At 44.8% G+C, this 9165-nt stretch carries 8 protein-coding genes and 1 pseudogene; 7 read left to right on the top strand and 2 right to left on the bottom strand.

The features are described from left to right. From deoD to B9J84_RS08595, 6 genes and pseudogenes are all read left to right on the top strand, one after another. Positions 1-99 (top strand): annotated as a pseudogene (gene deoD, locus B9J84_RS16350) (purine-nucleoside phosphorylase); the annotation flags it as partial. A gap of 60 nt (positions 100-159) precedes the next feature. Then, positions 160-1629 carry a lactate dehydrogenase gene (locus tag B9J84_RS08575; RefSeq protein ID WP_094123953.1) on the top strand — a complete coding sequence of 490 codons (1470 nt, stop codon included), beginning with the start codon at positions 160-162 and terminating at the stop codon, positions 1627-1629. Between the two features lie 163 nt (positions 1630-1792). Continuing rightward, positions 1793-3280 carry a hypothetical protein gene (locus B9J84_RS08580; protein WP_013868366.1) on the top strand — a complete coding sequence of 496 codons (1488 nt, stop codon included), beginning with the start codon at positions 1793-1795 and terminating at the stop codon, positions 3278-3280. Next, entirely contained in the window at positions 3261-4841 is a 1581-nt protein-coding gene (locus B9J84_RS08585; RefSeq protein ID WP_094123954.1) for a diguanylate cyclase domain-containing protein, read from the top strand. The genes B9J84_RS08580 and B9J84_RS08585 overlap by 20 nt, the downstream gene beginning before the upstream one ends. 62 nt (positions 4842-4903) lie before the next feature. Beyond that, positions 4904-5290, top strand: a complete 387-nt coding sequence (locus B9J84_RS08590) for a DUF3302 domain-containing protein (protein WP_088729371.1) — start codon at positions 4904-4906, stop codon at positions 5288-5290. Next, complete coding sequence (locus tag B9J84_RS08595; protein WP_094123955.1) at positions 5290-6420, top strand: HlyD family secretion protein; 1131 nt, start codon at positions 5290-5292, stop codon at positions 6418-6420. The genes B9J84_RS08590 and B9J84_RS08595 overlap by 1 nt, the downstream gene beginning before the upstream one ends. A 101-nt stretch (positions 6421-6521) precedes the next feature. On the opposite strand, the gene B9J84_RS08600 is transcribed toward B9J84_RS08595, so the two are convergent. Continuing rightward, positions 6522-7712: an MFS transporter gene (locus B9J84_RS08600; protein WP_094123956.1), complete on the bottom strand. Its 1191-nt coding sequence runs from the start codon at positions 7710-7712 to the stop codon at positions 6522-6524. Here B9J84_RS08600 and B9J84_RS08605 point away from each other — a divergent pair. Continuing rightward, positions 7711-8838, top strand: coding sequence for an endonuclease/exonuclease/phosphatase family protein (locus B9J84_RS08605; RefSeq protein ID WP_094123957.1), 1128 nt, complete (start codon positions 7711-7713; stop codon positions 8836-8838). The genes B9J84_RS08600 and B9J84_RS08605 overlap by 2 nt on opposite strands. Positions 8839-8850: 12 nt before the next feature. Here B9J84_RS08605 and B9J84_RS08610 read toward each other — a convergent pair whose 3' ends face one another. Continuing rightward, positions 8851-9138: a GNAT family N-acetyltransferase gene (locus B9J84_RS08610; protein ID WP_013868360.1), complete on the bottom strand. Its 288-nt coding sequence runs from the start codon at positions 9136-9138 to the stop codon at positions 8851-8853. Between the last annotated feature and the right edge of the window lie 27 nt (positions 9139-9165).

Consider the following 9165-nt stretch of genomic DNA (forward strand, 5'->3'; position numbering starts at 1 on the left):
GACCACATCATTCGCGGTGAGAAATTAAGCTCTGAAGATCGCCAAACCTCTTTTAACGACATGATGAAAGTCGCGCTTGAAACAGCGATTAGTATCTAATTTTTAAACCTCAGCTGCTCACCCAAATTGGCAGCCTTAAATTACCCCGAGGGGGCGATTGTGTCCAACGACCAACTACCCAAGGACGCAGATGGTTTACAACTCAACTTTTGTAAAACATTGGCGTGTGATAACTTTGGACTGAGTGAAGCCGAACGGTACGTTCTGCAGCGCGTAAACCCGAAGCGTCCAACGATGGTTTGTCGTGAATGTGGAGCTTTCCCCCCCTTACTTAACAACCGAGAAGTGTTAAACGAATTACACCGTTTAAGACAGCTTCACAGCGACGGGTTGCCCGCTTGTCGCAGTGATGATTGCCAAAATTTCGGTTTATCTGTTCATACACACAAACACCTCTATCACGCTTTTGGCTACAGCGGCGATCGCCAGCGGTACCGTTGCAAAGCTTGCCAGAGTACCTTTGTTGATAAGTGGTCAGGAGCCAACAAAAAACTCGCTTTTCAAGAAACCTTACTCGGCCTACTCTTCATGAGTTATTCGGTGCGAGAGATTTGCCGTAAATTATCCATCAACCCAAAAACGTTTTATGATCATGTCGAGCACATTGCCAGTCGCTGTCGGCGAAAACTGGCCATGATTGATGCGCGTTGGGTGAATCATGCAAACCAATATGAACTGGCTTGCAATTACATCCCGCTCCAGCCCCATAGCGACAACGGCGTATTGTGGTTTGCAACAGGTGAAGCCAAAACAGGTTATATACTCTGTCAGCACGTAAACTATTCCGCCAATGAAGAGCCTGCAGGCGAGCTTGATCACAACCCCTATCACTCGCCCGCGCGTTTTGTTTCTCGTGAACATTCATCCGAAGCGAATCTACCCACTCCTGACGCATCTCCGCTATTGCGCGAGCGTATTGATCAGAAATACCAAACGATTTTAGCCCGCGGTAATGTTGAAGACCCCATGGGTAACCTCACCACTTTTCATTACCCTTCTAAAGGCGCCTTGATTCGCCCTCCTTACACCTCTTATGCTCACTTCCTCCACGTGCTGGATTTGTGCCTTGAAGATAAGCGAGTTTCTATCTATCTGCCTCAAGATCCGGTTTTACGTTCTGCCGCATTGAGCGTCTGTTTGCCGCGAATCAAGCGTAAGAATGTTGACTTGATGTACGTTGAGGAAGATCCGCAATGGCAAAATGGACATTCCGTGAATAAAACGGACATTGTTCACATGGGATGGTGGCGAGATCGCTGGGCTATTGCCAATCAGGCACAGGCTGCCAAAGGTGTTTGCTATTTGGCAGGAGACAATCCAACACCCGAAGCTTGGCTCGATAAAGCATCGATTAAGCAAACAGAGTTCTATCAAAAACGCTTCCAACTGTTGTTCGAAAGCTTTATCAACGAACCGAGGCGCAAACTTCGCCCTGGCGGCCTACAACCAATGCTGGATATTTTTCGTGCTTGGCACAATCTGTGCTACCAAGATAAACATGGATTCACCGCCGCCCAAAATTTGGACTTAACCAAACATCCACTGACATTGAAAGAACTACTCTCTTAGATTTTTAGGTTATATTTAGACTGTGGATTGTGAAGTAGCGCAGATTATTGTGGTAATGAATAACCAATGCACCCACTTTTGGGAAAGTAAATAGTGCGCTTTAACGTTGGCTTCATATAATGAATCGGTGACTTAGGCTTCTTACTTTTGAGGAACAGCCCGTTTGGATAAAAGCCAATACCTTCTGGAAATTGAAATAGAACAGCTTAGAGCCCGTATTGAAACTGAGCCGGAGAAGGTGTCGATCGTCGCGGAGCAGTGTTTATTGAGAGCACAGCAGATCTTTTTCCCAGAAGGGGCGATTCAATGTTTGATCATTTTATCTCGCTGCGCTTGGTGTCTAATGGACTACCGCGTGGGTTTAAAATACATTAAAGAAGCCTTATCCACTCAAAATACCCTCGATACTGATGATTGCCTTCCCGAAATTCTGCATATTCACGCGCTGCAACTTTGGGGTCAGGCAAAATATTATACCGCCCAACAATATTGGATAAATGCCTTAGAACAATCAGCTCTGGTTGATGAAGTTGATATCCAGATAGAGTGCCTCATTGGTCTGGGTAATGTTTGGCGTATTACCAACGAATATCAACTTTCATGTTCAACACACGAGCTAGCCGTTAAAGTTGCTAATAATGCCCGTATCCATTGGTTAGAAGGCAAAGCCCGTATTCTGTGGGCATGGGATCTCTATCTACTTAACCAATACATCGATATGCTCACGGTGCTCGATGGTGCAGAAGAAGCGCTACAGGATCATCCCGATAAAACTTGGCAAGCCGAGGTTTGGGATTTTCGCGGCTTGGCACTGCTCGGGCTTGAACGAATCGAAGATGCGGAAGCGGCAACCACCAAAGCACTCGAACTTGCCGTGGAGCATAACCTTGTGTGGATGAAGGCTCACTCATTCATTAGTCGAGCTCGTTTGGAACTGCTGAGAAAAGACTCCAAGAAAGCAACTGAGCTGTTGCTTCTTGCTGAAGCCTCCGCGGCTTCGTTTGATAAAGGTGAGCTACTTTCACAAATTTGCTACCAACAATCCCTAGTCGCAGAGCAGCGTGGTGATTTTAAAGCTTCTTTAGCCTCATTTAAGAAATATCGCCAATTTACGGTTGAGATGCTTCGAGAACAAACGGCGCGCATTGGCCTTGATAAAGCAAGAGCCTCTAAGCGACAACTTGAGCAACGAGCACGTAAACTCATTAACCGTATTCGTGGTCAACACGAATACGACCCAGAGAAACATCTCTCCAATGTGGTTTCAGAGACTTATTGGTGGGAACAACTCATGCTGTTCAAGACCGAGTTGAAGCATTCTAATCACGCTGTCATTGTCATCCAACATAACGACTCAAAGTACCTCGATGTATGTACCGAGATTGCCCACTCGCTCTGTAACCAAAAAGATCTCGTTTCTCGTTTAAGTAGCGAACGCTTAGCGCTGCTTCTTGCCGATAAAGGCGATGCAGCGCTGCACGTCTTCCATGTATTGGCTAAGATGATTGAAATATACCCCTGGGAAAGAAAAGGATTAACGGGGTCGCTACCTCAAGTGATGTTCCAAGACATTTTGAGTTTCCCATTCACATTAGAACAACTGGAAGACAGTCAACCTCAGGAATGGTCGCATGGAAGTACTGCTCAGTAAGATTAAAGATACGGGTTTGGATGCCACCTCCGTTTCCGGAGAAGAGGCCATCATTTTCTGGAATCACGTCCGACAACATATAGCCTCAACATCAAAAGAAAAAGCACTTAGCTACATCATCAGTGCAGAGTATCGTTCAGAACTGCATCAGTCGTCCGCCAGCATAGAGGAGCTTCGTCACGCCTTAGCATTACTTGAATTGCCTAAGGACGCCGAAATTATTTTGTCTGTGAAAAACAGTTTGAGCGATCGCCTAATGGAAAGCGGTGAATTTTCCGCGGCGCTCAACGAATATGTGTCCGCTTCTAATATTGCCGTCGACACGGGTTACATTGACGAATATGTACTAGCCGTCATTGGCATGGGTAACCTGTGTGATGCTTATGGCGAGCACAGCCGAGCCCTTCGATACTACCAAAAAATTGATAGTATTGATCACGCAATCACCAGCCGCTCATTACGCCTGCGTTATAAACTTTACATGCTATCGTGTTACATTCAACTGCACCGAATCTCCGCAGCTACCGACCTAATTAAAGAGTGTGAAGAGCTGAGTATTTTGGTCAGCGATAAAATTCTTACCGGGCAAATTTCACTCTATCAAGCTCAACTTTATCTTCATCAGGAGCAAGTCGATAAAGCGCTCATTACGCTCTCTAGTGTTCAGTACAGTGCAGGGAATATGAATTCCACCTGGCTATCGAATATGATTCGAATTGAAACGGCCAACTGCCTGGCTAAAATAGGCAAAAGTCATATTGCCAATATGATGCTGGCCAGTACAGACAAACGCCTGCAACGATACACGTCACCCACGATGGCCAAGCAGCTGTATCGAGCATTCAGTGCCGTGTGCGAGCGCCAAGGCCTTTATCAAGCCGCCCTGATTTATGAAAAAAAGGGCTTTCGAATTGAAACTGATCTGATGAAAAACATCCCGATTAGTGAGCTGGGGGCCAATCAACTGCGTCGCTTATCGCGCTTTGAATTGCAATTGAAATTGATCTTATCTGAGATTGAAAATCGCGAGCTCAAAGAAACCACCGAACATCAAAAGAATGCCGTAGCCCAACTTCAACAGGATGTCTTCACTGACCCACTCACCACCTTACACAACCGCCGCTGGTTAGATGTAAAGCTGAAAGACCTACTGCTTCATGAGAAGCTATTTGCATTTCTAGTCATTGATATTGACCATTTTAAATCGATTAATGATGAACTTAGTCACTTGGTTGGTGACAAAGCGATAGTCAATGTTTCACGTGAGTTGAAAAACTACTTTAAATTCCGAGGCTCCTCCTGTGTCCGTTTTGGTGGAGAAGAGTTTCTGGTGATTTTAGAAGATTGCTCGCTCGACCAAGCTGAAATGCATGCCGAAAACTATCGAGAACGCATATTCCAATTTGGTTGGCACGATATTCTAGGTGAGCGCGGCTTAACCGTCAGTATCGGTATAACCTTGCATCGAGATGGTGAAAATACACAACGCACATTCTACCGCGCCGACAAAGCCTTATATCGCGCGAAAGCGAATGGCCGCAACCAAGTGTGCACTGAGTAACTTTCCATCACATTAAACTATTGGCTGCCGTTTACACTCTTCATTGAAATACAGGAGCAACTATGTTTTTAGATTACTTTGCCCTTGGTCTACTGATTTTCGTAGCCTTGGTCATTTTTTATGGAATCATCGTCATTCATGATATCCCCTATGAAATCGCCAAAGAGCGCGACCATCCACATCAAGATGCCATTCATGTTTCTGGCTGGGTCAGTCTATTTACCTTACATGCCATCTGGCCATTTTTGTGGATTTGGGCAACCTTGTGGCGAAAAGATCGCGGGTGGGGGTTCACTAAACTTCAAGAAGAGCAGCACGATATTCATCATCGTGTCGATGAACTTATCGATCAAGTCGCAACACTCACTCGAGAATTACATGAGTTAAAAGCGAAGCCACCCGTTGCTCAAGCGAACATCGACCATGCCAGTAATCAGGAGACAAAATAATGGATTTACTTCTGATCATGACTTATGCCGCTTTATGTATTGCGATATTCAAAGTCTTTAAAATTCCATTAAATAAGTGGACCGTCCCTACCGCTGTATTAGGTGGCGTTATTTTGATCGGCACCCTGATCTTACTGATGAACTATAATCATCCTTTTACTCAATTGGGTAGCCAAGTTTTTTCCACAACACCTGTCGTCTCAGGAGTACGAGGAAGAGTGACTGAGGTTCCGGTACAAGCAAACCAGCCCTTAAAACAAGGTGATGTGCTTTTTAGAATTGACCCTGTGCCTTTTGAAGCGGAATTGGCAAAAATTGAAGCTCAGATCAAAGAGGCGAGCCAAGGTGCACTCGGCCTAGAATCGAATGTTTCTGAAGCTGCGGCAGCGAAAGTACAGGCTATCGCTGACCGGGATAAAGCACAACGTGAGTATGCTCGTTATCAACGTGGGTATGATAAAGGTGCATTCACCGAACAAGATCTTGATACCCGTCGCCAAGCTTATAAAGCAGCAGAGGCAGCAGTAGAAGTCGCCCAAGCACGTCTAAATCAAGCCAATATCTCCTTAAATTCAGAAATCAATGGTGAGAATACTACCGTTGCTCGCCTGCTTGCCGATTTTAGACAAGCCCAATTCAACCTTGAACAAACCATTGTCAGAGCGCCTACTGATGGCTATGTGACGCAATTAGCTCTCAGACCAGGTGCGATGTCCGTACCATTACCCTTAGCGCCAATGATGACGTTTGTACACACAGAAGATAAAATCTACACAGCTGCATTTAGGCAAAATTCTCTTCAACGCCTAAAACCGGGCTTTGAAGCCGAGTTTTTGTTCAGAGCACTACCCGGAAAAGTCTTCAAAGGAGAGGTGGTTGAAATATTACCTGTTATTGGTGAAAGCCAGATCCAAGCACGAGGTACCTTGCTAGGAACTGAGGCATTACGTACCAATGGACGCGTACTCGTCACCCTTAAAATCACCGATGATTTAAGCGATTATCACCTGCCACTCGGTACTGCTTTTGAAGCCGCTATCTATTCAGACAGTTTCTCTCATGTCTCGATTATGCGTAAGGTACTCATCCGGATGAAAAGTTGGCAAAACTATCTCTACATAGATCATTAGATACCATCCATCACGACATACGTTGAAAAACAGCCAACCCAGATGTTGCTTGTCTAGTGACTATTGGCATCATGTTAAAAGGGTCGTAAACGACCCTTTTGCTACCTGTCGCTCCAACGCAGAATTCTAACTTCATTACCCGCTTCGGGTTTAATTGGAATATTGAGTGATAAAAGCAGCGAAACAAGTGCCATTACTGCTCCAATGTAAAAGACGCTCGCCGGAGAGATAAGCCAAATTAAACCAAACGTGGCGGGGATGAACACGGCCGCAATATGGTTAATGGTAAAGGAAACTCCCGCTGTAGACGCCATGTCCGCAGGATCTGCAATTTTCTGAAAATAAGTTTTAATCGCCAAGGCCAAGGCAAAAAAGAGGTGGTCAACCACATAAAGTGCCGCCGCCCAATGTGCGTTTTGTACAAGACCGTACCCAACAAAAACAACAATCAACCCCGTATATTCAAACAGTAACGCTTTACGCTCGCCGACTACACCAATGAACTTACCAATGCGTTTAGCAAACAAAAAGTTGAACAAATAGTTGATCAAAAACAGTAAGGTAATATCGGCCGCTGAATAACCAAATTTCTCCACCATAAGGAAACCAGCGAAAACAGTGAAAATTTGCCTACGCGCACCACTCATGAAGGTCAAGGCGTAATACAGCCAATAACGTTTGCGTAGCACGAGCTTTTTATTTTGTGGCACTTCCGCTTTAAATTCAGGAAAGGCAAAGGCAATGATCAACACCAGCACAAAACCAGCACCGCCAGAAATGACATAGACCCATTTAAAATCGAGCTGAAACACTTCTAACATTACCCACAAAGCACCGTAAGTGATCAGTGATGCAAGTGCTCCAACCGAAATGAGTTTGCCAAGCATTTCTGGCGCTTCATCTTTATTCAACCACTGCAAAGACAAGGATTGTTTAAGCGTTTCAAAGTAGTGGAACCCAGTCGACATCAATAATGTCGTGAGCAGTAACCCGGTTAAAGAAGGGAAAAAACCCGTCATCGCGGTTCCTAACGTCAACATACCCAATGAGATCAGGATAAATCGCTGCTCTCGAATGAACAGTAAAACGAATACGGCGGTGAAGGCTAAAAATCCGGGGATTTCTCGTACACTTTGTAATAAGCCAATGTCTGAACCATCGAAATTCGCTTTTTCAATCACGAAATTATTCAACAGTGCCATCCAACTAGAAAATGCAATCGGCACAATAATGGAGATAATCAATAGGAAATTTTGTGGCGTGCGCCAACCTTGAGAGGCTTTAGGGTACATGAGAGATCCTTATCTATGTTTCAGCGCATCATATACTCAAGTCGCCTTAAAAGGCGAGAGCTCATCACAACAGGAAACAAGGTTAGGGATTAGCACTGCTAAATTACACCGTTCGGGTATAAGATCGACCGAGACACAAATATTGGGATTTAACATGACGATTACGTTCGCAACGATTAATTTATTCAATTATTTAGCTCCGCCGAACGCATATTATCAGTTCGATAATATTTACACGCAAGCAGAGTGGCAGAAAAAAAAGCAATGGTTTAGCCAGAAGATCAAACAGCTGGATGCCGATATCATTGGCTTTCAAGAAGTTTTCAGTTTTGATGAACTGCGCAACCAGATGATGGATTTAGGCTATCCGTATGTGGCCTGTGTAGATGAACCTATCGTCAAAGATGGATACATCTACAGCCATCCGGTTGTGGTGATTGCCTCTCGCTATCCTCTGCGCCAAGTGAGCGCCGTACATGGCACGCTACCAAACCAAGCTGCCCCTTTTTGCTTTAATCGTACACCGTTACACGCTACGGTTTGCCTACCAATGCTCGGGGATATCGATGTCTATATTGTGCATTTTAAATCTCAACGTCCGGCAGAATCGCCTGCGGCACCTCATCATCTGATCGATGAATGGCAACAAGAAACGCTAGGACGCTGGCTCTCTACTGTTCAGCGAGGCTTTGAAGCAAACCTGACTCACCAATATATCGTCAATACTCAAAAACAAACTGGGCGGCCTTGTGTGCTAATGGGCGATTTTAATAAACCGTTACATCACGAGGAGTTTCAAGGACTACTATCGCAGGCCTTATACCGCAGACCAGAAACACAACAACCGCTGGCTGACTATGCGCTTTACGATGCTTGGGATCTGCATACCGAGAGTGTTGAGCAGCCTCGCAAAGCCACTCATTACGCCGGCTCCACGGGATCTGTACTCGACTATATTCTTCTTTCCGCAGACTTCGCGCCTTTTGTCCAGCCAATGAAAAGCTATATCAGCCACTATACTGTGCTTGATCAACATCTGGTCAACCCGAGCTATGAGATCGATAACTTTAGTACTGACCATGCACTGGTCGCGGTCACATTAAAAGTAAACACAACACCGAGCTAATGGGCTTGTATGCTACGACTCTCGATGCAATAAATGCTGCCATTCACTGTGTCGATTTAAATAATGCACAACATAACTACAGACAGGTTTAATGGTGTAACCTTGCGCTTCAATTTGCGGTAATACACTCTCCATCATTATTTTTCCGTATCCTTTACCCTGAAGTTCATCCGGTACGCGAGTCGAAGTAATAAACAACACTTCATCCTGTTGTTGGTATGTCACAGTTGCGAATAGATTCCCCTCAAGATGTACTTTATATTGACAATTTTGTATATCATGTTGCACTTCATGAATCATGGTAACGTCCTAATTGATATATAAATC

Source organism: Vibrio sp. V03_P4A6T147, from assembly GCF_002241085.1.
Classification (GTDB): Bacteria; Pseudomonadota; Gammaproteobacteria; order Enterobacterales; family Vibrionaceae; genus Vibrio; species Vibrio anguillarum.